The sequence below is a fragment of the Priestia sp. VA7 genome (assembly GCF_055710015.1).
Genome location: NZ_JBVQPN010000003.1, coordinates 713,013 through 736,051 on the forward strand (window position 1 = coordinate 713,013; position 23,039 = coordinate 736,051).

At 39.2% G+C, this 23,039-nt stretch carries 20 protein-coding genes and 1 other annotated feature; of the genes, 14 read left to right on the forward strand and 6 right to left on the reverse strand.

The window, feature by feature from the left end; all coding sequences use genetic code 11:
- Nucleotides 1–125 precede the first annotated feature (125 nt).
- Both AC0C45_RS16470 and AC0C45_RS16475 read right to left on the reverse strand, forming a co-directional pair.
- On the reverse strand, nucleotides 126–680 hold the full coding sequence (locus AC0C45_RS16470; RefSeq protein ID WP_257062282.1) for a DUF6434 domain-containing protein: 555 nt from the start codon (nucleotides 678–680) through the stop codon (nucleotides 126–128).
- Between the two features lie 46 nt (nucleotides 681–726).
- Nucleotides 727–1,215 (reverse strand): DinB family protein, encoded by a 489-nt coding sequence (locus AC0C45_RS16475; RefSeq protein ID WP_014459715.1) that lies wholly within the window; start codon nucleotides 1,213–1,215, stop codon nucleotides 727–729.
- Between the two features lie 149 nt (nucleotides 1,216–1,364).
- On the opposite strand from AC0C45_RS16475, the gene AC0C45_RS16480 reads away from it, so the two are divergent.
- The 9 genes from AC0C45_RS16480 (at nucleotide 1,365) to AC0C45_RS16520 (ending at nucleotide 12,066) form a co-directional block, all read left to right on the forward strand.
- On the forward strand, nucleotides 1,365–2,297 hold the full coding sequence (locus AC0C45_RS16480; protein ID WP_237892414.1) for an ADP-ribosylglycohydrolase family protein: 933 nt from the start codon (nucleotides 1,365–1,367) through the stop codon (nucleotides 2,295–2,297).
- A gap of 57 nt (nucleotides 2,298–2,354) precedes the next feature.
- On the forward strand, nucleotides 2,355–2,837 hold the full coding sequence (locus AC0C45_RS16485) for a hypothetical protein (protein ID WP_171777113.1): 483 nt from the start codon (nucleotides 2,355–2,357) through the stop codon (nucleotides 2,835–2,837).
- A gap of 262 nt (nucleotides 2,838–3,099) precedes the next feature.
- Nucleotides 3,100–3,405, forward strand: coding sequence for a PTS sugar transporter subunit IIB (locus AC0C45_RS16490; RefSeq protein ID WP_025751577.1), 306 nt, complete (start codon nucleotides 3,100–3,102; stop codon nucleotides 3,403–3,405).
- Between the two features lie 11 nt (nucleotides 3,406–3,416).
- Nucleotides 3,417–4,769, forward strand: a complete 1,353-nt coding sequence (celB, locus tag AC0C45_RS16495) for a PTS cellobiose transporter subunit IIC (RefSeq protein WP_074896728.1) — start codon at nucleotides 3,417–3,419, stop codon at nucleotides 4,767–4,769.
- 39 nt (nucleotides 4,770–4,808) lie between these two features.
- Nucleotides 4,809–6,137 (forward strand): 6-phospho-beta-glucosidase, encoded by a 1,329-nt coding sequence (locus tag AC0C45_RS16500; RefSeq protein WP_047931442.1) that lies wholly within the window; start codon nucleotides 4,809–4,811, stop codon nucleotides 6,135–6,137.
- 98 nt (nucleotides 6,138–6,235) lie between these two features.
- Nucleotides 6,236–7,144 carry a phosphotransferase gene (locus tag AC0C45_RS16505; RefSeq protein ID WP_237892413.1) on the forward strand — a complete coding sequence of 303 codons (909 nt, stop codon included), beginning with the start codon at nucleotides 6,236–6,238 and terminating at the stop codon, nucleotides 7,142–7,144.
- 79 nt (nucleotides 7,145–7,223) lie between these two features.
- Nucleotides 7,224–8,936, forward strand: coding sequence for a TcaA NTF2-like domain-containing protein (locus AC0C45_RS16510; protein ID WP_472928269.1), 1,713 nt, complete (start codon nucleotides 7,224–7,226; stop codon nucleotides 8,934–8,936).
- Between the two features lie 607 nt (nucleotides 8,937–9,543).
- On the forward strand, nucleotides 9,544–11,601 hold the full coding sequence (locus tag AC0C45_RS16515; RefSeq protein ID WP_472928271.1) for a T7SS effector LXG polymorphic toxin: 2,058 nt from the start codon (nucleotides 9,544–9,546) through the stop codon (nucleotides 11,599–11,601).
- A gap of 18 nt (nucleotides 11,602–11,619) precedes the next feature.
- On the forward strand, nucleotides 11,620–12,066 hold the full coding sequence (locus AC0C45_RS16520) for an SMI1/KNR4 family protein (protein ID WP_237892410.1): 447 nt from the start codon (nucleotides 11,620–11,622) through the stop codon (nucleotides 12,064–12,066).
- 265 nt (nucleotides 12,067–12,331) lie between these two features.
- Here the strand turns inward: AC0C45_RS16520 and AC0C45_RS16525 are convergent, their stop codons facing one another.
- The 3 genes from AC0C45_RS16525 to AC0C45_RS16535 all read right to left on the reverse strand — a co-directional run bounded on the left by AC0C45_RS16525 (nucleotide 12,332) and on the right by AC0C45_RS16535 (nucleotide 15,177).
- Entirely contained in the window at nucleotides 12,332–13,105 is a 774-nt protein-coding gene (locus AC0C45_RS16525; RefSeq protein WP_237892409.1) for a DUF6602 domain-containing protein, read from the reverse strand.
- A gap of 249 nt (nucleotides 13,106–13,354) precedes the next feature.
- Nucleotides 13,355–13,981, reverse strand: coding sequence for a hypothetical protein (locus AC0C45_RS16530; RefSeq protein WP_237892408.1), 627 nt, complete (start codon nucleotides 13,979–13,981; stop codon nucleotides 13,355–13,357).
- A gap of 239 nt (nucleotides 13,982–14,220) precedes the next feature.
- Complete coding sequence (locus AC0C45_RS16535; protein WP_472928274.1) at nucleotides 14,221–15,177, reverse strand: patatin-like phospholipase family protein; 957 nt, start codon at nucleotides 15,175–15,177, stop codon at nucleotides 14,221–14,223.
- Nucleotides 15,178–15,705: 528 nt separating this feature from the next.
- Here AC0C45_RS16535 and AC0C45_RS16540 point away from each other — a divergent pair.
- Both AC0C45_RS16540 and ileS read left to right on the forward strand, forming a co-directional pair.
- Nucleotides 15,706–17,055, forward strand: coding sequence for an FAD-binding oxidoreductase (locus tag AC0C45_RS16540; RefSeq protein WP_472928275.1), 1,350 nt, complete (start codon nucleotides 15,706–15,708; stop codon nucleotides 17,053–17,055).
- 223 nt (nucleotides 17,056–17,278) lie between these two features.
- Nucleotides 17,279–17,520, forward strand: a binding site (T-box leader).
- A 52-nt stretch (nucleotides 17,521–17,572) separates the two neighbouring features.
- A complete protein-coding gene (ileS, locus tag AC0C45_RS16545) occupies nucleotides 17,573–20,671 on the forward strand; it encodes an isoleucine--tRNA ligase (protein WP_472928277.1) in 3,099 nt (1,032 codons plus the stop codon).
- A gap of 42 nt (nucleotides 20,672–20,713) precedes the next feature.
- Here ileS and AC0C45_RS16550 read toward each other — a convergent pair whose 3' ends face one another.
- Nucleotides 20,714–21,217: an immunoglobulin-like domain-containing protein gene (locus tag AC0C45_RS16550; protein ID WP_205661360.1), complete on the reverse strand. Its 504-nt coding sequence runs from the start codon at nucleotides 21,215–21,217 to the stop codon at nucleotides 20,714–20,716.
- A gap of 106 nt (nucleotides 21,218–21,323) precedes the next feature.
- Between AC0C45_RS16550 and AC0C45_RS16555 the strand changes: the two genes are divergently transcribed.
- The 3 genes from AC0C45_RS16555 to AC0C45_RS16565 all read left to right on the forward strand — a co-directional run bounded on the left by AC0C45_RS16555 (nucleotide 21,324) and on the right by AC0C45_RS16565 (nucleotide 22,998).
- Nucleotides 21,324–22,031 carry a Type 1 glutamine amidotransferase-like domain-containing protein gene (locus tag AC0C45_RS16555; protein WP_257062299.1) on the forward strand — a complete coding sequence of 236 codons (708 nt, stop codon included), beginning with the start codon at nucleotides 21,324–21,326 and terminating at the stop codon, nucleotides 22,029–22,031.
- 84 nt (nucleotides 22,032–22,115) lie between these two features.
- Entirely contained in the window at nucleotides 22,116–22,700 is a 585-nt protein-coding gene (locus tag AC0C45_RS16560; protein ID WP_047931450.1) for a hypothetical protein, read from the forward strand.
- A gap of 55 nt (nucleotides 22,701–22,755) precedes the next feature.
- Nucleotides 22,756–22,998, forward strand: coding sequence for a hypothetical protein (locus AC0C45_RS16565; protein ID WP_223268895.1), 243 nt, complete (start codon nucleotides 22,756–22,758; stop codon nucleotides 22,996–22,998).
- The last annotated feature ends 41 nt before the right edge of the window (nucleotides 22,999–23,039 follow it).

The following is a 23,039-nucleotide window of genomic DNA, read 5'->3' on the forward strand; positions in this document are numbered from 1 at the left end:
GATTTTACGCCGTAACAAACAGTACATGTGTATGTGAAGAAATCTACAGGCGTGCACAAACACCACCTTTTCTTGAGGTGGTGTTTTAATGGTCTTTATATGTAGAGTTTGAGTTAAGAGCGGTATTAATTGCTTCCAGGCTGAACTTTTAAATGCTTCCACGCCGCAATTGCATCATCGCGGCTTTTTCCTTTGTTTTTCGAATCGTTAAAAAAATCGCGAATAAAGCGGTTGTACTCAAACTGAGGCGCAATTTCTTTTTGATAAGAAGGCTGCTTTTTACGTTTTTCTTCTTCATGCCACGCTTTTACCACATCTAGATAGGTTTTCCCTACATTTTCTTTAAAGTAGTTTTGAATATACGTGGAAAAATGAAACGTAGGATGAATGGCTTTCTTAAAAAAAGCCCGTACTTCTTGACTGCAGCGGTGATTTTCCCCAATGACGGTATCTAATGTTAGCGGCGCTTGTGTTTTAGAGGACGAGCGTCTTTTAGAAGGTGCTCCTAAGTGTTGAGTGTCACTGGTGGTTAAAAACACTTCAATTCTTTTTGAAAGTTCCATTTTAGATCTAGACGGGCTCATGTTGTTTTCTCGGCAAAATTGCTGCAGCTCGGTTTTGAGCCAGTAAAAATCGGTAAAGTCTTTGATAAGTAAATCTTTTGTAAGTTCAGGTCGCATCGTTTTCACCTCCATATATTCACTATAGAACGTTTGTTCTTGTTGGTCAATTGTTTTTAGAGAAGTACGAAGGAATGTCTTTTATGTTTCTTCCTACATAGTGAGAAGAAATAGGCTGTTTATTCACCTCTCTTGCCCAAATAGAAAGCTGGCCGATGTGATGGATTTCATGAATGATGATGTGATGCAAAATGTCAGCTTCCGTGTAAGAAGTAGAATCCCAAGGGACTGTTACGTACCTTTTGTTGGAAAAATTCAAATGACTTAGAAAGTCGGCAATTTCGGGTCTATGTGCGGAAGAGAGTGCTTGAAGCTTTTCGAGCGTATCGTGTTCTTCAAAAGAAAGAACGATATCTGGTTTACCTTGGATGGCGCGTATCCAACTGTCTTCCACATCAATAATATGAAACAGAGTTTGTAAAATGCTGCCCGTTCCTCCAGTCCGCTTCTTCAACAGTTCTTCTCTAGAAAGTTGATAACACCAGCTAAACCATTCATCTCTCACTTGCCAATTATATTCAAAAAAATGAATCATCTACCACACCTCACATGTTTTTTTACCTCTTACTAAATTAGATTAAGGCTTGTAAATTCCTTTGTAAAAAGAAGAAAAAACGTCTAGGCAAGAGATCTCTTGCAAATTCCAAAATCAAACAATTACAATAATAGAAAGGAGTTGATTGCATGAAGCTACATAAAAAAGTCCTTTCTACGATTCTAGGAGGAGCTGTCGGAGACGCTTTAGGCGTTCCAGTTGAGTTTAAAAAACGCGATTCATTTCGGATTACGGATATGACCGGCTACGGTACATACAACCAGCCTAAAGGAACGTGGTCAGATGATACATCTCTGACGATGTGCTTGATTGATAATCTACTAGAAAAACAAGATGAATATGATTTAATGCAAAAGTTTGCGAACTATTGGTCGGACGGCTACTGGACGCCGTACGGAGAAATGTTTGATATTGGCATCGCAACAAGCGAAGCGATTCGCCGCTATAAAAGCGGGCTTCCTAAAGAAGAGTGGGGAGGAAAAGGTGAGTATGACAACGGAAACGGAGCGCTTATGCGTATTGCCCCGCTTGCGTTTACACTATGTGATGAACCTAGCTTTACAAAAAGAAAAGAAGAAATAGAAAGAATTGCGCACGTCACGCACCGCCACTTGCGCTCTACGCTTGGCTGCATTATATACGTGGAGCTGCTTATTCGTCTTCTTGACGGCGACGAGCCTTTTGAAGCATATGAAAACGCGGTAAATCTCTGTCAAAAGCAGTTAACAAATACGGAGTATGAAGCAGAGTTTTCTGCGTATGAACGAGTGTTAAACCTAAGCTTGCCGCACGCAGCGAGAAAGGAAATCGGGTCAACCGGATACGTCGTCAGCTCGCTAGAAGCATCTCTTTGGTCTTTTCTGCAAAGTGATGACTACAAAGAAGCTGTACTTACCGCTGTGAATTTAGGAGAAGACACAGATACAATTGGCTTTATTACGGGTACTATGGCAGGAGCATATTATCAGCTGGATGGCATTCCTAAAGAGTGGATTTGTCAGCTTGCTAAAAAAGAAGAGTTGATAGGAGCTTGTAAGAAATTTGCAGATGCGTGTGTATGAAAAAGACAATGAACAGAAGCTGTATTTCATGAAAAATTCAGGGAAGGAGTGTTTTTTTTGAAGAAGATTTTTCTTATAGCCAGTATCTTGATTATCGTATTTGTTGGAGTATATACATTTGTAAAGATGAGTGCATCGTTGGAGGCTAAAGCCGCTGGCTTTGCCAAGAACAAAAAAGTTCAGCTGATTTCTATAGGTAATAAGGGCTCTCTAGGAGATATTCAAATAGAACAAATCCGTATCAACGGAAACAAAACACCCGAATATGCAAAAATACAAGTAAGCAATGATAAAAAAGGGTTCCTTCTTGGAGACTTTACTAGCGAAGAAACAAAAGGCTATAAATTTAAGAACTTGCAAAGTGTGAAGTTGCAGCCGCATACAGGCCCTGACGAACAGCTAGAAAGATCGCACAAAGGAAAAGAAAGTGATCAGATATATGCGCTTTCTCTTGCAGATAATATAAGTATACAGGAAGTAACCATCTCATACCGCCACCTAGGAATCTCACATCAGGAGACAATTTCTACGGGGTTATAATAAAGTGCGCTAAGCAGCTTACCTAGATGGGTGAGCTGCTTATTATTTTTTGAAAAGCTACCACAATTCAGTTTGATTTACAATCTCTTTTTCTTTAAATTAAAAGAATATTCAAATAATATTTTTCCTTTGGTAACGGAAAAATATTGCGTTTAATTGAAAGCGTTTTCAATATATAGTGAAGGTAACAAGAAAACATCTTAGCAAGATACTTATCTCACTTATGGATGTTAATCAATCACTGATCAAGGGGGAATTGGAAATGAATATTTTACTATGCTGCGCAGCAGGTATGTCTACAAGTTTGTTAGTGACTAAAATGGAAAAAAGCGCAAAAGAAAAAGAGACAACGTGCAAAATCTGGGCAGTGCCAGGAGACGCGGTTAGAAATCATATTGATGATGCAGACATTTTACTTTTAGGTCCGCAAGTGCGCTACTTGCTTCCTCAAATGAAAAAGTTAGGAGAGGAAAAAGGAATTCCAGTAGAGGTTATTAATCCGGTTCATTACGGAATGTGTAACGGAGAAGAAGTGCTAAAATCTGCTGAGCAGTTAGTTTCGAAATAGGAGGGAATCAATTGAGCAAAATGAATCGTGTACTTGAAACATATATTATGCCGCTTGCTGGCAAAGCTGCTCAGCAGCGTCATCTTCAAGCATTACGAGACGGTATGGTCCTGACGATGCCCCTTATTATTATCGGTTCACTTTTCTTAATTTTAGCCAATTTGCCTTTTCAAGCCTACACAGATTTTTTAACAGAACATCCTAAGCTAAAAGCAAGCATTTTATATCCGTACAGAGGAACGTTTGAAATTATGGCTTTAGTAGCTACGTTCGGGATTGCCTATCGCTTAGCAGAATCGTATAAAGTGGATGCACTTGCTTCAGGTGCAGTATCTCTAGCTGCTTTCTTTGTCGGTACACCTTTTGTTTCGTATACGATTGGAGAAAACGCAGATGGAACGGCTATGGTCGAAACAGCTTACCAAACGGCGATGTTTACAAGTAAAGGTCTTTTTGTGGGGATGGTCATAGCGGTTATCGCCACAGAAGTCTACCGGAAGATTATTCAAAAAAATATTGTGATTAAGCTCCCGGAAACCGTTCCACCAGCTGTCGCTCGTTCATTTTCAGCTTTAATACCAGGATTTGGCGCTGTAATGGTTATATGGATGCTGCGTTTGCTTGTAGAAAACGTCGGAGACTTCGGGAATTTACATAATGTCGTGACGGTTTTACTGCAGCAGCCTTTAACTCATATTGGTACAAGCTTAGTCGGTACGATTCTGATTTTTATCTTAATTACTCTTATGTGGAGTACGGGGCTACACGGTGCGACGATTGTTGGTTCTGTCATGACGCCTGTATGGCTTACGCTAACAACGGAAAACGCAACCGCTCTTGCTTCTGGTGAGCCAGTGAAGCATATTGTAACGAATGAGTTTAACGATATTGTGTTTGTAGGAGGATCCGGCACTACGCTTTCTCTTGTACTGGCCATGGTGCTGTTTGCGAAAAGCCAGCAAATGAAGCAGCTAGGAAGATTAAGTATAGGACCGGGCTTCTTTAATATTAACGAACCTGTTATTTTTGGAATGCCTATCGTATTAAATCCGATTATGATTATTCCGTTTATTTTAGCGCCGCTTCTATCGGTCATCATTACATATGTATCGATGGATATCGGCCTCGTTGCAAAGCCGATAGGAATTGTAACGCCGTTTACAATGCCGCCGGTGATTAGCGGCTACTTAATTACAGGAAGTGTGTCAGGGGCTGTTCTGCAACTTGTGCTAATGGTGGTATCGTTTGGTGTCTATTTTCCATTCTTTAAAATGTGGGACAAACAAAAGCTTATAGAAGAAACTGGAGCTTCTATAGATCGTGATCGTTCACCGGTAAAAGAAGAACAGCAAAGTATTGTATAACGTATTTTTTAAATCATTCATTATAGCGGAGGGATTCAAATGACAAAAGGAATTAAAATTGTAACCATTGGCGGAGGTTCAAGCTACACGCCGGAGCTTGTCGAAGGATTTATTAAGCGTTATGACGAGCTGCCTGTACGAGAGCTTTGGCTAGTAGATGTAGAAGAAGGAAAAGAAAAGCTAGAGATTGTTGGAAACCTGGCAAAACGAATGGTCGAAAAAGCAGGAGTCCCAATTGATATTCATCTTACGTTGGATCGAAGAAAAGCGTTAAAAGATGCCGACTTTGTCACCACACAATTTCGCGTAGGATTGTTAGACGCCAGAATGAAAGATGAACGAATTCCGTTAAAATACGGCGTGATTGGGCAAGAAACAAATGGACCGGGCGGCTTATTTAAAGGGCTGCGCACAATTCCTGTGATTTTAAGTATTGTGAAAGATATAGAAGAACTATGTCCAAATGCGTGGCTTGTAAACTTTACCAATCCAGCTGGTATGGTGACAGAAGCCATTTTACGCTATAGCAATCATAAAAAAGTAGTGGGCTTATGCAACGTGCCAATCGGTATTCGCATGGGGATTGCTAAAGCACTAGAAGTAGACGAAAGCCGCGTACAGGTGAGCTTTGCCGGGTTAAATCATATGGTCTTTGGATTAGATGTCTTTTTAGACGGAGTGAGCGTGAAAGATCAAGTGATTGACGCCATGGCAGACCCGACGAATGCGATGTCTATGCGAAATATCAAAGGAGTTTCATGGGATCCTGACTTTATTAAAGGCCTAGGAGTTATTCCATGCGGGTATCACCGCTATTACTATAAAACAAACGAGATGCTGCAAGAGGAACAAAATGCAGCTGAGCTCGAAGGCACACGAGCTGAAGTAGTGCGCGCGTTAGAAAAAGACTTATTTGAGCTCTATAAAGATCCTAATCTTGCAATTAAACCGCCTCAGCTTCAAAAGCGAGGAGGCGCGTACTACAGCGATGCAGCCTGCAGCTTAATTTCATCTATCTATAATGATAAAGGCGATATTCAGCCTGTAAATACCATTAATAATGGGGCAATTGCCAGCATTCCAAATGATTCTGCTGTTGAAGTGAGCTGTGTGATTACAAAAGAAGGGCCAAAGCCAATTGCAGTCGGTGATTTACCTGTAGCTGTTCGAGGACTTGTTCAGCAAATCAAATCTTTTGAACGAGTGGCGGCCGAAGCAGCCGTTACGGGAGATTACAATACCGCGCTTGTTGCAATGACAATCAATCCGTTAGTCCCATCTGATACTATTGCCAAGCAGCTCTTGGACGAAATGCTAGACGCGCATAAATCTCATTTACCGCAGTTTTTTAACTCGGTGAATGTCTAATACGTATAGTGAAAAAACCTTTGACAACGAGTCAGAGGTTTTTTCATTTTTATAGTATACTTTAGATACAAAATCAACATCAAAGAAAGGTGATCACAGTGCCAAACGCATGGGATGCAGAACAAATCGTATCAGCACCGTTTGCCAAAACACTAATCGAAACGCAGTTTCCAGAACTTGCGCCCGCTGCGATTTCACTGCTTGGCTACGGCTTTGACAATACGGTTTATCAAGTAAACGACCGGTTTGTTTTCAGGTTTCCTAGACGAGAACTCGCAGTAGGACTATTAAAAACAGAAAATCAGCTTTTACCAAGTCTTGCTTCTCAATTGCCGATATCCATTGCAGAGCCTATTTTTTTCGGTAAGCCGAATGCAGGCTATCCTTGGCCGTTTACGGGCTATCACTACGTGCAAGGAACTCCGCCTGCAAGATTAACAGAAGAAGAACGTATACAATCCGCTTCTGTATTAGCAAGATTTCTTCGCATGCTGCATCACTATCCTCATTTAAAAGTCCAAAAGCTCGGCGTGCCGTTTGATGAGTTGAATCGACTTGATATGATGAAGCGAAAGCCGTCGTTAGAAAAGTATGTCAAGCAAATGAAAGAGCGTAGTCTTTATTCAAAACAAGAGATTCTTGAAGACTATGTAAATGACATACAAGAAATTCACTATCAAGAAAAACATGTACTAGTTCACGGAGATCTTCATATTAAAAACATGATTGTTGATCAAACCAATATGGTTTCAGGCATTATTGACTGGGGAGACGTTCATATTGGTCATTCGGCAGTTGACCTAGCGATTGCCTACAGCTTTTTACCTCCTAAAGGAAGAGCACGTTTTTTTAAAGAATACGGAGAAGTAGATGAAGAAACGCACAGGCTGGCAAAATGGAAAGCAGTGTTTACAACTGTAGTCTTAGTGGCACACAGCTACGATCAAGGAGACAAACAAACGTTAGAAGCGGCTCTAGAAAGCTTAAACCTCATTTTTCAAGAGTAATAAAACTGTAATAGAATTTCTGTTCAATTCCTGTATAGTTAAGAAAGAATAAAAATAAAAACAACAGGTGAAGCAAACGATGAATACAAGCCATTGGAATGAATCAGCAGCACATTTACTAGAAAGGTGGATACAGCTATATAAAGAAAAAACATTTCTTATTGGAGAAACGGAATCTTTAAACATGCTAAAAGAAGAAGTAGACGGGATGGATAAAGAAAAATTTCTCTCCATAGTAGAACGTCAGCTGCAGAAAGTGTATGACGAACTGGAAAAAGAACGTACAGAGTATAATATGAGCAACAGTGAATATACAATGGTGACGTTTCTTTCAAGCGACTATCCGGAGTATATAAAAAAGCGTCAAAGCAATATGAGACAGATTGAACAGTTAACAAGCATACATAAGAATGTGACAGAGCTTTTCGGCAAAGAACTCATTTCTGAAGCCGATATGGTAGCGTTTAGAAACGACTGTTTTCAACTAACAGAAAAACACGCTAACACGTCATTCCTAAAAGAAATCAAGGAAAGCTGGAATGCTTATTTACCCGCGTTCGTTGACTTTCAAAAAAAGCATGAACATGTAAAACAAGCGATAGCCGCAGTACTTGAAGAAGACAAGAGCTTAAAGCAGGAGTGGAAGCAGCTAAGCAAAAATAAAGTAGTGACCAAACAAAAAGCGACCATCTTTCGCACAAAGCAGCATGAGCTAAATGAAAACATTCGAAAAGCCACGACTGCACAAAAACAGTTACTCGAACTTCACTGGCCTGATATTCGCAGTCAGTTTGATGCCTTGCAAGAAAAAATGAGTAAGAATCTTTCTACTGTGCTGAAAGAAACGCAACGCAGTATGGAAGTCATTAGCCAAAACGATGCAAATGAACACGCCAAGTTAAAGCAATCACTTAACGACCTAAATGCAGTCCAAAAAGTTGACGTTCATCAAAGGTGGTTAGCGGCTTTTATTAAAAAATCACGACCATTTTTTAACGAACTGAGTGAAGATATCAAGGATACTCGGTGTCAGGAACTGTGGAATCGAATTTACGGCATGTATAAAGGAATAGCAGTAAACGAGTTTATTGTTGCATATGAAGAATTCTTAGCACTTCAGCCGCTTGCCAGTGTAAAAAGCACGGAAATACCAGGGGCATTATCTCGGTTGAAGCTAAGTATAAACCCTGTTACGCTGCCAGCCTACGCAGATTTTCCCGTGCTCAAAAAGCAGCAATCATCACGACGCACTTTTCCTATTTTAATAGGAGGCGCTATCGCCTTTGTCTTATTGCTGACGATTGTATACATGAATCGTGACAATCAAACGTTAGAAACAGACTCAGACGTAAAAGCTACGGCCAGCACGAAACCGTTAAAAAATGAAGAGGTCAAACCAGCTACTGTAAGCAAAACGGATCTTGAAAACTTTTTTATTTCTTATAAAGCTGCTTACTTTTCAAGCTTAAACAGCGGAGACTTTAGTGGGATGGCGCCTTATATTGACTCGGGTCAGCCAGTTTATAAACAGCTAAAAAGCTATATCACATCACTCGCCGGAAAAAACGTATCGTTTGCTAACGATCAGTTTCTAGTGAAAAAGACAGAATCACATGACGACGGAACCTACGACATTTATACAAACGAAGTATACACGTTCACCGACTCATATGATGCAAGCACGCAGTTTAAAAAAGAAAGAATTTATCATGTGAAAGCTGCTAGCAAAGACAAACTTCAAATTACTAAAATTGATACGTTAACAGATGAGCAGACGCCGGTGGAAGAGTGAATGGTTTCTGAGAGATTATGAATAACCGCTAGTTCCTTTTTGGGGCTAGCGGTTGTTGTGGTTGGTTGGTGTGATTGAGGTTAGGGTGATCTCTACGCTGCCAGCGTGGAAAATGAAATTTCCTGTAGTTTTCTACTATATTCAGAAATGCCTCTATGTCAAGGATTTAAGGGGGATTTTGAGATTTAAATGAACTATAGTTGCCGTTGATTTTCTATAGTGTATGACCAAAATATGACCAGAGTGTGACCAGTATTTTTGAGATGAATGTAGCTTTTCTTTTGTAGAATGATATGATTTTGAGATGTGATAGTATGCCGTAAATAAACTTTACACTTTAGTAGAATTGCGACAAGGAAAGCAATTAGGAATAATGTAATCTAATCATGAAGCATAGTGTTTTTATACATGATATAAACTAGAGATAAATATTTATACCTATGACTATTCTCTTTTATTTTGAAGTTATATCCTTTTTAATGAATCAACAAGCTTATAAAAGGGATTATTATCCTATTTAGATAGTGTATTAGCAGTTTTATAATGGATAATAGAGGAAAATATCAAACCAGAGATGCATTAACTATAAGATAAAAGAGGGTATGTAATGGGAAAAGTATATGAAGCCAGTACGCTTTTAGCTTATGCCAAAGACAGGGTACAAGCGTACAAAGCATTTGATGAGCAGCTAGAAGCATTAAAAAAAGCTCTTCATGCCGTGGCTACACTAGATCATGAATTTCAAGGAAAAGGTGCCGACAGCATCAAAGGCTTTTATAAATCACAAGTAGATATCGTCACGCATTGGAAAAGCCTAGTGTCTTCACATCAATTTTATTTTAATAGTATTGCAGATTATGCGGAACAAGCTAAATTAAAAGGTAATACGGTTGTAGACGTATCGTTTTTAGAGCAAGAGCTGGCTGTTGCTAATGATCGCTCTAAACAAATGGTCGAACAGCAGCACACTGAACTTGAAGCGATTTTAAGCAATATTGAAGATATTATACATATTACACCGTTTTCCACAGAGGCCTTTGAAGATGAGCTAAGCGCTGCTGAGAAAAAAAGAACAGAAACTATTACCGCAGTAGAAGAACTAGATAATCAACTTTCAAGTGAATATGAAATGTTGAATTCTTTCTATGAATCCGTTCAATTTAGCGTAAATGGTTTGGAACAGCTGACTTCTCAAGGCGGTAGCGCTTATCAGCTCACTTTTGATGCCAAAGCTTACAAAAATAGCGAAGCATACGAAACACAGCAGCAAATTGATAAAGTTGCTACGGGGTATGTAGAGGGGAAAGTAGAACAAAAACAAGAAGCTAAAGAAAGAAAAGCAGCCATTGAAGCTGAGAGACAAAGACAAATCCAAGCCAATAAGCCGTGGTATGAAAAAGGCCTGGATATTGCAGGAGAACTTACTGGATACTATGATTTTAAACGAGCCGCAGACGGAGTCGATCCGGTTACGCATAAGAAACTGTCTGCTACCCAGCGAGTCACGGCTGGAGCAATGGCAGCAGCTGGATTTATCCCGTTCGTAGGCTGGGCAGGACGAGCGGTAAAAGGCGGAAGCGTTGTCTACAAAACGGCAAAAGGCATGAGTGCTGCGCATCGTGCAATGGCTCTTTACCAAACACCTAAAGCGTTTAAAGTGCTTGAACAAACAGAAAAAGGATTGTATGGACTTGTCTTAACAAATGGCATGTATGAGTATACAATGGGGAAGGACTTACTAGGAAATAAGCTTACTAAAGAAGAGCAGCAGGCTAGTTTGTTTCAATCCTTTGGGATTGCGGCAGGCGGTTTACTTGCTTCAAAAGCATCCACTCAGCTTGTCGAAAAAGGTGCACAGGCAGTCACGAAAAAGTTCAATGATATGCGCAACGTAGTTCATACAAGTAAAGTGACTCAATATGGAAAAGACATTCAGCAGGCGATGAGAAAAATGCCAGCAGCTGGTATTGATAAAGCCAAAAAGATGTATGAAGCGGTATTAGATGCGAAAGTACCGAGATTCTTACCGCAGGAAGCACCAGTGGGTGTGAGTGTAGACTTTGCGCAGCAAACTGTGCGGGATGTATTGAAGAGTACGGCTAAAGATACGATGCGTTTTATGGAAAAAGGGTACTTTGACGGAAAACGTTGGCGTGATTTGGATGGAAGGTTTATAAAGAATCCTAACCCTGTACATAAAGTTGATAAACCAGTGGAAATGCAGGAAGATGTGAATAAGAAAAAAGATTTTGATAAAGATGTAATTAATAATTATACGGCTGTGCAATATGAAGGAACGACCAAAGTTGACGGAGAAGTTAGAGATATAAGCAGACGAGTTTACCAAAGAAGCGATATTAATTGGAATCAGGTGGATTCAGAGTCTGGTTTAACTAACCTAGAATTAATGAGGAAAGGTAGACCTCCGTACTGGAAAGATGGCACAAAGATTGAATTACACCATTCTATCCAATTAGAACCTGGACCAATGATTGAATTACCTGCTAGTTTGCACGACGAATATAGTAGAATTTTGCACGGGCTAGTTGAAAATGGTGGAAGTTTTAGAAATAATCCAAGTTTAGAAAAACAATACAATAATTTCAGAACGAAATATTGGCGTTGGAGAGCTAAGCAGGTGGATCATAATTTATATAGCACATAATTAAAGGAGAGGGCTAACTTGAACAAAAATGAAATTAGCGAGTTTATTCAAGCAAATTCGGATAGTAACGATTTTACTGGAGGAGTCTCAGACGAAACTATTAAAGAAGTTGAAAAAGCACTTAAAGTGAAATTTCCGGATAGTTATATCTGGTTTCTTGAAAATTATGGTTCTGGAGGGCTGTTTGGAGTAGATATACTTGGCTGTGGAAAATCCGCAACTCCATCTGTAATAACAAACACTGAAAGATTTCGGAACATTGGATTGCCAACTCAATACGTAGTTGTTGAAAACTGTGAAGAGTTTGTATATTGTTTAGATACTGAAAACCTAATTGACGCTGAATGTGTAGTTGTGTCGTGGGACAGAATTGATGGATATAGTGGCAAAAGAGCAGATAACTTTTATGAGTTTCTAACAAATAGACTTCTTGATGCCAAAGAAAACTGGGACGAAGACTTTTAAAATTAATTTATATGGTTGTTAAATTATTTAACCTTGATTGGCTCTATACCTTTCAAGGCTTTTTATTGTGCTTACGAGTAGAAAAGAGAACTGTATCACAACTAGGAAAATTTTGAACAAGCCAATATATACAATCTTGTATATATTGGCTTGTTTACTATAGAAATATATACTACCACAAACGCTTCTCTTCTAGATGTTAAAAAGACTATAGTTGAGAGCTGATATATTACACTTTTAAATTAGATATCAGCAATTTTAATGATTAAGTAACTGAAGATAATTTTATTTCTAGATTCCTAAGTCTTTTTGTTTCCTTACCTTCTCTAATAGGATATAGAAACTCTTCTAACTCTTCATTCAGGGATACATTTCTAGTCTCTAGATTTGCTAATTCAATTAGGTTTGAGATGAAGTAACCAAATGATAAATGTTCAATGCTATAGAATGAAAAACATCTTAATTCGTCTTCATCCTGAGGATTACCTTCTGCCCAGTATTTCATGAATATATCTTCCCCAAATGAAATATGGTTTATATATCCATTATTATGTAAGAGAGTTTGAAGAATGCCATTTGATAAATTACTATTTACTGAAAAATTTATAGAATTCTCATATGAAAAAATTCCATTAAAAATATTCTGTTTACCAATAATTTTTCCGTTTTCATTTGCCTTTTTTATAGCATCAAATAATTTGTTATCTGCTCTAACTTTTGATTTAACTTCAATAATTCCTATTACACTTTCAGGATGTACTATAACAAAATCTCCTTCCGAAAAATATGCCGGAATACTGCTATCATAGATAATTATATCAATTTGAGTTGTGATTTCCTCTTTATTTCTAACAAAACCAGTTCCAACAGATACATTGGAAGGTAACACTTTCTTTAAGTGATTCATTAATAATATCTCTTTAAACCTACCATCTTCTCCCCAATGGGAACCATTAATAAAATATCTGACTCTATTTTGAATAGCCTTAAATTCATCTGTAATGGACTTGTGATATGCTAAATAATTGAAGTCTCTCATTTGAATTCCACTCCATATTCATTCCTTTTATTTTGTCTTTTTAATTTTATTTTACAATAGATTTTTTAATTTTAGTAAACTAAAAAGAAATCGACAAATTTAAGTGTATTTTCAGGCACCTTACCATTCCATTCATTTGGTAGAGCATTACCATGGAATAGATATATAACTTCTTATTTGGATATATTTATGGCTATAGTGATATTAAGGGTTTGGTTTGGGATAGCTTATTCTATTATCTTTTGACTATCACTCTTTTTTTGTAAGTGATTTTATGGTGTATTGTTCACGAAATGTAACTGCTTTGTATAAGGGTAATAACTCTTTTGTTTTTCGAAGAACCAACTTTGCAATTTCCTTTTTATCTTTTAAAACAGCGTTGTCGGGTTTAATCGAAAACTGACAAACGGATGTATAGCCTTCTTTATCATATTTTTTATAAAAGGAAAGAAAGTCTATAGGGTTCTCCTCATCTATTTTAAATTTAGCCACTAGTTTTCTTTGGTCTGGATCCGAAATATACCAAGTAAATCCTTTCCCTTTTAAATTATTAATAGCCTTTATAATTCTTTTGAGCTCCATTTTTTTGTTTTCATCAATCAGATCATGCATGTAACCTCTATCAATTGCTTCGCTAGCAACAGCGTGAAATAATATAACTTCAAATCCATTTGGAACAATACAAAACTGAATACAAGAATGTTTTTGAAACCCTAATTGCGCGTTCTTGCTTTTACTGTTTCCATATCTATCCCAGTTTCTTGGTGAATCTGCATTTAGTAGTTTCACTTCATGCTCTGTTTTTCCATAACGAACCCCTATCCATGAAACTCGATGGCGATTAAAAATATTTGGTTCAATACCAGATGAAATCATTAAATGATCACGTTTATGACCAAATTATGACCAATAGAGCATCTTTGCAGAAATAAACGTTTAAGGTCATATTAGATAAAAAGAAGAAACCTTGATAAATCAAGGTTTCTCTCGCTTTTTTGTTAATAGAAAAGAGGGGATCGAACCTCTGACCGCTACGCTGCCAGCGTGGAGATCTTATCATAAAAAGTCCAAATAGGTGCAATAAAAACAAAAAGTTCATTTATAGTACAATTGTATTAATTCCAGTTTTTCTCGATAAAATGAAACGCAGGCCATAAATTTGTTTTATTAGCAATTGAAATAAGAGCGGGTACCACTGAAGGATCCGTTTTAGAGAAATTAGGAATCCTCGGATTTAACCGGAAAAACTGATCGCCTAAAAGCTCAGAGCTAATCATTGATTCATAATAGCTCGATCCACCAGAGATAATCTGAAGAAACGGCAGCAATGGCTCATTTGGAGACCGGTCTAAAAGTACTCCCCAATTTGGCGGAAGGTCTTCCATATCTTCGGAACGTATGTTATCGGCACTCACCATTCCCCATCCCTTTGTATCTCTTCTTAATTGAGTTGGCTGTTCACCTGTTCCAATGGATAATACGGCAATTTGATCTAACGGCTGCTTTGCTTTTCCCACTGCAAAGGCGATACTAGCTGTACTGGTGTTAGTTGCTACTGTATACCCATCCACGTAGTTTTGATAAGCTCTTTGCGTCGCGGGAGCACCGCTGCTCCGCAGGATTACGTCACTCGCTTTTTCATTAAGATAAGGGGAACCAGGAAAGTTGTGAAATAACACAGGATTCCAACGATTCAGCTCTGGTGAAAATAAGTGAAAGGCAGGCACAACAATTCGTTTCTTTAAGTCTCTAAGGCGAAGGTCTCGGGGGAAAAACGTTCGTATGGCTTTAATAAAACCAGAATAGGGTAGTTGCTGGTTAAAAACAGGTCCGCCCGGTCGGGAAACGCTGAACGCCGGTAAGATGTGATCTTTGAAAAACTGAAACGTCTCTTCTGGTGATCTTCCGCTTGCTAGTGCAAGGGCAGTGAATGAACCAATGGAATTTCCTGAAAAAACATTGGTTTCACTAATTAACTTTGGATTTTGATGAGCCAATCTATTCAAAAGTTGTAAACTTAAAGCACCTAAAGTACCGCCTCCATCAAAGGTCATAATCCGATATTTTGTCAAAGGTGATTTCTCCTTTCGAATCTCATGAGAGGTATTATTCTGTATATGTTTATTTGATGTGTTGGAGAGGTATGAGTATCTCTTTTACTGATTATGTAGGAGTGGGGTCATGTAGGTAAGCATACGAGGAAAGGCTCCATTAAGTATATAAAAATATAACGAGAAGAGGATACGTTTGATTAGCAGTGTGGGCATTTAATATGCACATACTCTGTTTATAATGGGTGATAAGAAAGTTGGAAAGTACAAACTTCAAAAAGGCTTGAAGCAAAAGGCGTTAATCTTAATTAAAGATACATAGGGTTAAAAAGTAATAATTTAATAGTTAATATACTTGTTATGGTACTGCAAAGAAGCAGGCTAATCTACAACACGAAAGTTATCACGTCAAAAATAAATTAGCACACTTATCCTGAACCCCTCCAGTAAGTTTTCTACTCTCTATTTCTCCCCTTTAAACTGTGTGTCTTTTCTGAAGAAAATTCATAGGATATAGCATCTTATCTGTATTAAGAAAGGGGTTATATCGTGGAGGAAACAAAGCTTACTGGACGAATCGTTACACCTGATGATGCGGACTATGATCAGGCTAGAACAAATAATAATTTAGGTGTACCTAAATTTCCAAGAATAATTGTATTTTGTCAGAATACAAACGATGTAGTAAATGCATTGAAGTGGGTAAAGGAAAATCATGTCCCATTTCGAATAAGGAGCGGCAGGCATAGCTATGAAAATTTTTCATTATTGAACGGTGGATTAGTGATTGATGTCAGTGAAATGGATAGAATCACGTTCAACTCTAAAGACATGACAGCGAAAATAGAAGCAGGAGCTAATCTAGGGAAAGTATATAATGAATTATGGAAAAAGGGAACGACTATCCCTGCAGGAACGGAAAGCAGTGTTGGTCTTGTAGGCCTTGTGCTTGGCGGAGGAATTGGGATGTTATCAAGGCCGTTTGGGCTTACCTGTGATAATTTGGTTGAAGTTGAAATGGCGATCGTAAATGAACAGAGAGAAGTTGAACTCATTAAGGCAAATAAAAATCACAACAGTGATCTCTTTTGGGCGTGTTGCGACGGTGGGGGCGGAAACTTTGGTATTGTTACGTCCCTTACATTTAAGGTGCAGCCTATCTCGAAGGTGTCAATCTTCTCCATTACATGGGAATGGGAAGATTTTGAAGCTGCTTTTGATGCATGGCAGCACTGGGCCACCAATACCGATAAGCGCTTAACTTCGGAGATTGAGTTAAAATCGAAAGAAGCAAATCAGATTATCGCTCAAGGTGAATTTGTTGGTTCATCATTCAAGTTAAAGGAACTTTTGCAGCCTTTAATAGATGTTGGTTGTCCTAAAAAAGTAGTAATAAAGGAAGTTTCATATATTGAAGCTGTACAGTTTTTTGACGATTCGAGCGGAAATCAACCCGCTCCTCGAAAAAGGTCAGGTTCTTTTCTTAATAAAACTTTTCCAAAAGAGGCAATTCTAACAATGAAGCATTTTTTAGAAAATGCCCCAAATGAAAAATCTAGTATTTGGCACCAGTCTCTTGGGGGAGCAGTGGAGGAAGTTGGCTCTAATGAAACGGCCTTCTATTATAGAGATGCTATTATCGCACAGGAGTACCTTGCTACATGGAGCCATCCTTCAGAAGAGCGATCAAACATTCGATGGATCGAAGACTTAAGAAATGCTTTATCGAGATATACAACTGGAGATTATGTGAACTGGCCGGACCGGTTCATCAGAGATTGGCCAACGGCTTATTATGGAGAGAATTTTAAAAAGCTTCGAGAAGTGAAACGAGCATATGATCCGTGCAATCTATTTCATTTCCCTCAAAGCATCCCGCCGTTTATTAACTGGTTTTAAAGATCATCTTTCAAGTCAGAGAAGCAAATAAACCCCACCTTAAATAAGGTGGGTATTTATGTATATTGCCTTTTTCTCTCCTGAAAGCGTGAAAAAGGCAGCAAACAGTGGTAAGTAGTTATTTTATCAATAGACGACTGCATTATAAGAAAAAACATATATAAATTTCATAAACATTGACATTCCCTTCCAAACCGCATACAATAGCTACTAATAAAAGCACACAAATTCGTTGAAGAGAATCAGTACCCTGCAAGTTTGTTCCACAGAGAGCTGGTGATAGCTGAAAGCCGGTGTTCAAGCTGCAGGGGAATATCCTCTCTGAGAAGTCAAACTGAACTGTAAGTAAGTTTGAACGGTAGTCTACCGTTAAAAAGAACGCGTATGATTGTACGTTGCTGAGTGCTATTGATGAACGGATCAATAGAAGCCAGGGTGGTACCGCGGTTAAAACCCGTCCCTAGTCATAGGGACGGGTTTCTTTGTGTGCTTTTAACTTTAAAAGGAGTGGTATCACATGAAAGAAGTGAATGTAAGGGAGTCTTCGCAAGAGCGCGAACAGCGTATCCAGCAGCAGTGGCAAAAAGGAAATGTGTTTCAGCAGTCGGTTCAAAATCGAGAAGGGTATCCTTCGTTTGTATTTTATGAAGGGCCTCCAACAGCAAACGGTTTGCCTCACGTTGGGCACGCGCTAGGCCGGACGATTAAAGACGTGGTGGCTCGTTATAAGACGATGACAGGGCATCAAGTGATTCGAAAAGCAGGCTGGGATACGCACGGACTTCCGGTTGAGCTCGGTGTTGAAAAGCAGCTCGGAATTTCAGGAAAGCATGATATTGAAAAATACGGCGTAGAAGCTTTTATCAACAAGTGTAAGGAAAGTGTGTTTGTGTATGAAAAGCAGTGGCGCACGTTCACAGAGCAGCTTGGCTATTGGGTTGATATGGAAGACCCTTACATCACCTTGGAGAATTCATACATTGAAAGTGTATGGAACGTGCTTGGCACGATTCATGATAAAGGACTTCTTTATAAAGGCCACCGCGTATCACCTTACTGCCCGAGCTGTCAAACGTCGCTGAGTTCGCATGAAGTGGCGCAAGGGTATAAAGATGTAAAAGATTTAACGGTAACGGTCAAATTTAAAGTGAAAAACCGCGATAATGAGTATTTTTTGGGCTGGACGACAACGCCTTGGACGCTTCCATCAAACGTGGCGCTTGCGGTGCATGAAGAGATGAGCTACGTTCGCGCCGAGCAAGGCGACAGCGTGTATATAGTGGCAGAAGCGCTCGCAGACAAAGTGTTAAAAGGAGAATATAGCGTTTTATCTCATCATAAAGGAAATCAGTTAAAAGGAATGTCGTATGAGCCGCCGTTTAATTTTGTGAAAGTGGAAAAAGGGCATGAAGTGGTAACGGCTGATTATGTAACGGACCAAAGCGGAACGGGCGTTGTTCATTTAGCACCTGCTTACGGGGAAGATGATTACAGAGTTGTAAAAGAAAACGGCTTTTCATTTGTGAACGTTGTGGATGAAAAAGGACAGTACACATCTGAAGTGCCGCCGTTTCAAGGACGTTTCGTGAAAGACTGCGACGTTGATATCGTACGTTATTTAGCGAATCAAGACGTGCTGTATCATAAAGAAAAGCATGAGCACAGCTATCCGTTTTGCTGGAGATGTGACTCGCCGCTTCTTTATTACGCAAATGAAAGCTGGTTTATCCAAACGACGGCGTTAAAAGAACAATTTTTGAAAAATAATGAAAGCGTGAAGTGGTACCCGGATCATATCAAGCACGGTCGCTTTGGCAACTTTTTGGAAAATATGGTGGACTGGAACATCAGCAGAAAGCGCTACTGGGGAACGCCGCTGAACGTATGGGAATGCGGAGAATGTCAGCATCAAGTAGCTCCAAAAAGCATCAAAGAGCTTCAGAAACATGCGTCTCATTCCGTGGATGACAGCATTGAACTTCATAAGCCATATGTAGATGACGTGCAGCTAACGTGTCCGGTCTGCAGCGGAGAAATGAAGCGAACGCCGGAAGTGATTGACGTTTGGTTTGACAGCGGGTCGATGCCGTTTGCACAGTATCACTATCCGTTTGAAAACAGCGAACTGTTTCAAAAGCAGTTTCCAGCAGACGTTATCGCAGAAGGAATTGATCAAACGCGCGGCTGGTTTTACAGCTTGATGGCAGTTTCAACGCTCTTTACAGGAAAAGCACCGTATAAGCGCGTTTTGTCTCTTGGTCACGTCTTAGATGAAAACGGTCAAAAGATGTCTAAAAGTAAAGGAAATGCGCTAGACCCTGTTGATCTTATTCATACATTTGGTGCTGATGCGCTTAGATGGGCGCTTTTAGCAGACAGTGCACCTTGGAATCCGAAGAAATTTTCAGAACGTGTCGTGCAAGAAGCAAAGTCAAAAGTCATTGATACACTTGTGAACGTGTACGGCTTTTACGTGCTGTACGCTAAGCTTGACGGCTATGATCCGGAGCAAACGTATGAATTAAAAAAAACAAAATTGGATGAGTGGATTCTTTCGCGTTTGCACAGCACGGTCAAGCGCGCAACAGTACATCTTGAAGATTACGGATTTACAAGCGCGGCTCGTGAAATCGCTGTATTCATTGAAGAGCTAAGCAACTGGTATGTGCGACGTTCTCGCGATCGTTTTTGGTCAGAAGGAATGGACGGAGAAAAAGCAGCAGCTTACGATACGCTTCATGAAGTACTAGTGACATTAAGTCAACTATTAGCCCCGTTTACGCCGTTTGTTGCGGATGATGTTCATGAAAATCTAACAGGGAAAAGCGTTCATTTAGCAGACTATCCTGCATGTGATCAAACGAAAGTGAACGAAAAGCTGGAAAAAGAAATGGCAGCGGTGCTTCAAGTAGTGGAACTAGGCCGAAGCATCCGAAATACGCATTCGTTAAAAGTAAAGCAGCCTTTGCAGAGTCTTTCACTTGTGGTAACGGAAGAAGATGTAGAGTGGAAAGCATATCGTGATGTCATCAAAGATGAGCTTAATGTAAAGAACTTTAACGTGGAGCAAGACGACGACAAACTGGTTTCATACGTATTAAAACTGGATTTTAAACAGGCTGGACCAAAGTTTGGAAAACAAGTGAATGAGGTCAACCAAGCGCTGAAAAACCTTTCAGAAGAGAAAGGGAAAGAGTTTGTTGAACAAGGCAAGCTAAGTGTTACGCTTGCTTCAGGAGAGAACCTAACGCTTGAAACGGAAGACGTACTTGTTGAAAAAGTGCCAAAAGAAGGTTTTGCAGTGGCATCAAATGGCATGTATACTGCGGTGTTGGATACGGCGTTAACGGAAGAACTCGTGCAGGAAGGAGTCGCTCGTGAAGTAATTCGAGCGGTTCAAGATTATCGTAAAAAGCTGGATTTACCCGTGAATTTACGTATTAATTTAGAGCTTAGCGGAGACGAAGAAGTGAAGGAAGCCGTCGCGAAGTTTGAAACGCTGCTTCAAGAAAATCTTTTGCTGCACAGTCTCAGTGTGAAAGAAACTATTAAAAACGGAGAGACGGTAAAAATCGGAACAAAGCAAGTTACGCTTCGCGTTTTAAATCAGAACTGATAAAAAGCACTTACCTCGTAGCGGGTAAGTGCTTTTTTACCTTTAATCAAACTGCCCGAGAACGTTCTTAAGACTCGGCCAAACGATTTCAAAAGGAGCCGCTAACACATACTCTTTTCCGTTTTCATCTTTAAAGTGCTGTACAAAACGGTATTTTCCTACCTTGTAGTTAGGTGTTGCGATATCTTGTTTGAATGATTTCCCTGGCTTTAGCGTGACGGTTTTATCAGGGAACTCTAATCCGTTTAGCACAACTTCGTACCACTTTCCGTCTTTTAAGTGATCCGCCGTATTTTCATAAGGAATCGTTAAGGTATGCGTCGAATTGTTTTGGATAACAAAAAAGCCAAACTGCGTTTTATCGTACTTTTCGCTTACAGCAGATAGCGTAATGGTACCTCCGTCAGTGTTAATGGAAGAAGGAATGTGTTTTTCTTGTTTGGCTCCTAGTTCCATTTTTTGACCGTTATAATCGATATAGCCAAAAATACAAAATAAAATAATAAAAATGCCTAGTATTAGTAAAAGTGTTCGTACTATTTTCAAAAGCTTTGCACCACCTTTTTCACTCTTCCATTATACGGAAAGTCATCTATGAGAAATAGTATGATTTTAAATTTTCTATATCACTTTTTTGAAAGGAATGATTGAAATGAGACAAATTATAGCCATGGGCGGCGGAGGTTTTTCGATGGAGCCGGATAACTTGCTGCTGGATCAATACATACTTTCACAAGCTCATACAGATGTGCCGAAAATCTGCTTTATCCCTACAGCCAGCGGAGATGCGGATAATTATATAGAAAGGTTTTATGAAGCGTTTGAGAAATTGATATGCACACCATCTCATTTATCGCTGTTTTCTCAAAACTTTATGAATTTAGAAGCATATGTGATGCAGCACGACATTTTGTATGTAGGCGGCGGTAATACCAGGAATATGCTTTCTTTATGGAAAGAGTGGGGACTTGATACAATTCTAAAAGAAGCTTATAAAAAAGGAATAATCTTAGCAGGAATAAGCGCAGGTTCGATTTGCTGGTTTGAAGAAGGCGTCACTGATTCAATGAACAACAACCTGTCTAAAATCGACTGTTTAGGTTTTTTAACCGGCAGCAACTGTCCTCATTACGACGGAGAAAGCAATCGAAGACCGTCGTATCATGAGTTAATGGCAAGCGGAGAAATGAAAGAAGGCTATGCTGTAGATGATGGAGTCGCGCTGCATTTTAAAGATGAAAAGCTATCGGTATCAGTTAGTTCAAGACCAACAGCAAAAGCGTATGCTGTTAATCGAAAAGCAAGTAAAGTCATTGAGCATGAATTCCCGGTGACCTATTTGGGTGATGGCAAGCAATAAATGGCTGCTTTCCATGTTTCTCTGTATAAAATGAAGCTTATTCGTACATACATAAGCAGAGACTCTATATAGGAGGTTACTTCAGTGAGTTATGAACGATACTGGGGAAACATACATGAACAAAGCGATAAGCTGCAGGAGTTATTATCGTCGTATTGGCATCAGTATTCAGATTTCGGAAACTGGCAGTTTTGGGTGGTACTTGCTTCGCTCGTTCTTCCTCTTGTGTTGTTGTATTTTACCGTAGATTGGACGAGGATCTTTGAGGTGTTTTTCTTCGGTTACACAGTGCATATGCTCTGGGCATATATTGATATTGCACTTGGGAGAAGCGGTCATTTAACGCACACGTTTTTCTTAACGCCGCTGCTTCCCAACGCAACGAATATTACCGCTTCTATTTTGCCAGTAGGCTTTCTGCTGCTTTATCAATATTGTACGAATCAGCAAAAGAATTTTTATCTGTATACGATTCTGCTGAGCGCTGTTTTTTCATTTGGGCTGGCGCCTCTTGAACACCATTTTAAATTTATTGATTCAGAAAAAGGAATGAGTTTGTTTTATATTTTTCTTATTGATATAGGAATAACGTTAGTGGCGTACTGGGTTACAAGGCTGCTTGTAAAAGCAAAAGCCGCAGCCTATCGTAAAGCGGAAAAAGAACGTTGAAAAAATGTTTCAAAATGAGTAGTTAAGGGTATACATACACTTAAGACAAATCGAGGTGAAAAAATTGTATTACTATCGCATTTCAGAAGGACAAGACGAAATGTACTCTGAGACAATTGTTGTCCATGAAGAACAGTTTGATCAAGGTACATTCGAAGAAATGGTAAAAGAAGCGATGGTCGATAAGCCCGGCAAAATCGACCAGGTGGACATTGTGAAATATTTAATTGGACATTATCATTTCCAAGTTGCATATATTGAAGCAGCCTTTCATAGCACGTATATAGAAGAACAATAATGTTATGTATTCGTTAAGAAACCCCGTTGCATTGGCAGCAG

Bases quoted from the DNA above. Each gene is read 5' to 3' on its own strand.
- AC0C45_RS16480 (WP_237892414.1), top strand. From the start codon at position 1,365: ATGAAGCTACATAAAAAAGTCCTTTCTACGATTCTAGGAGGAGCTGTC.
- AC0C45_RS16500 (WP_047931442.1), top strand. From the start codon at position 4,809: ATGACAAAAGGAATTAAAATTGTAACCATTGGCGGAGGTTCAAGCTAC.
- AC0C45_RS16490 (WP_025751577.1), top strand. From the start codon at position 3,100: ATGAATATTTTACTATGCTGCGCAGCAGGTATGTCTACAAGTTTGTTA.
- AC0C45_RS16475 (WP_014459715.1), bottom strand. From the start codon at position 1,215: ATGATTCATTTTTTTGAATATAATTGGCAAGTGAGAGATGAATGGTTT.
- AC0C45_RS16555 (WP_257062299.1), top strand. From the start codon at position 21,324: ATGAGACAAATTATAGCCATGGGCGGCGGAGGTTTTTCGATGGAGCCG.
- AC0C45_RS16525 (WP_237892409.1), bottom strand. From the start codon at position 13,105: ATGAGAGACTTCAATTATTTAGCATATCACAAGTCCATTACAGATGAA.
- AC0C45_RS16515 (WP_472928271.1), top strand. From the start codon at position 9,544: ATGGGAAAAGTATATGAAGCCAGTACGCTTTTAGCTTATGCCAAAGAC.
- AC0C45_RS16530 (WP_237892408.1), bottom strand. From the start codon at position 13,981: ATGATTTCATCTGGTATTGAACCAAATATTTTTAATCGCCATCGAGTT.
- AC0C45_RS16470 (WP_257062282.1), bottom strand. From the start codon at position 680: ATGCGACCTGAACTTACAAAAGATTTACTTATCAAAGACTTTACCGAT.
- ileS (WP_472928277.1), top strand. From the start codon at position 17,573: ATGAAAGAAGTGAATGTAAGGGAGTCTTCGCAAGAGCGCGAACAGCGT.
- AC0C45_RS16510 (WP_472928269.1), top strand. From the start codon at position 7,224: ATGAATACAAGCCATTGGAATGAATCAGCAGCACATTTACTAGAAAGG.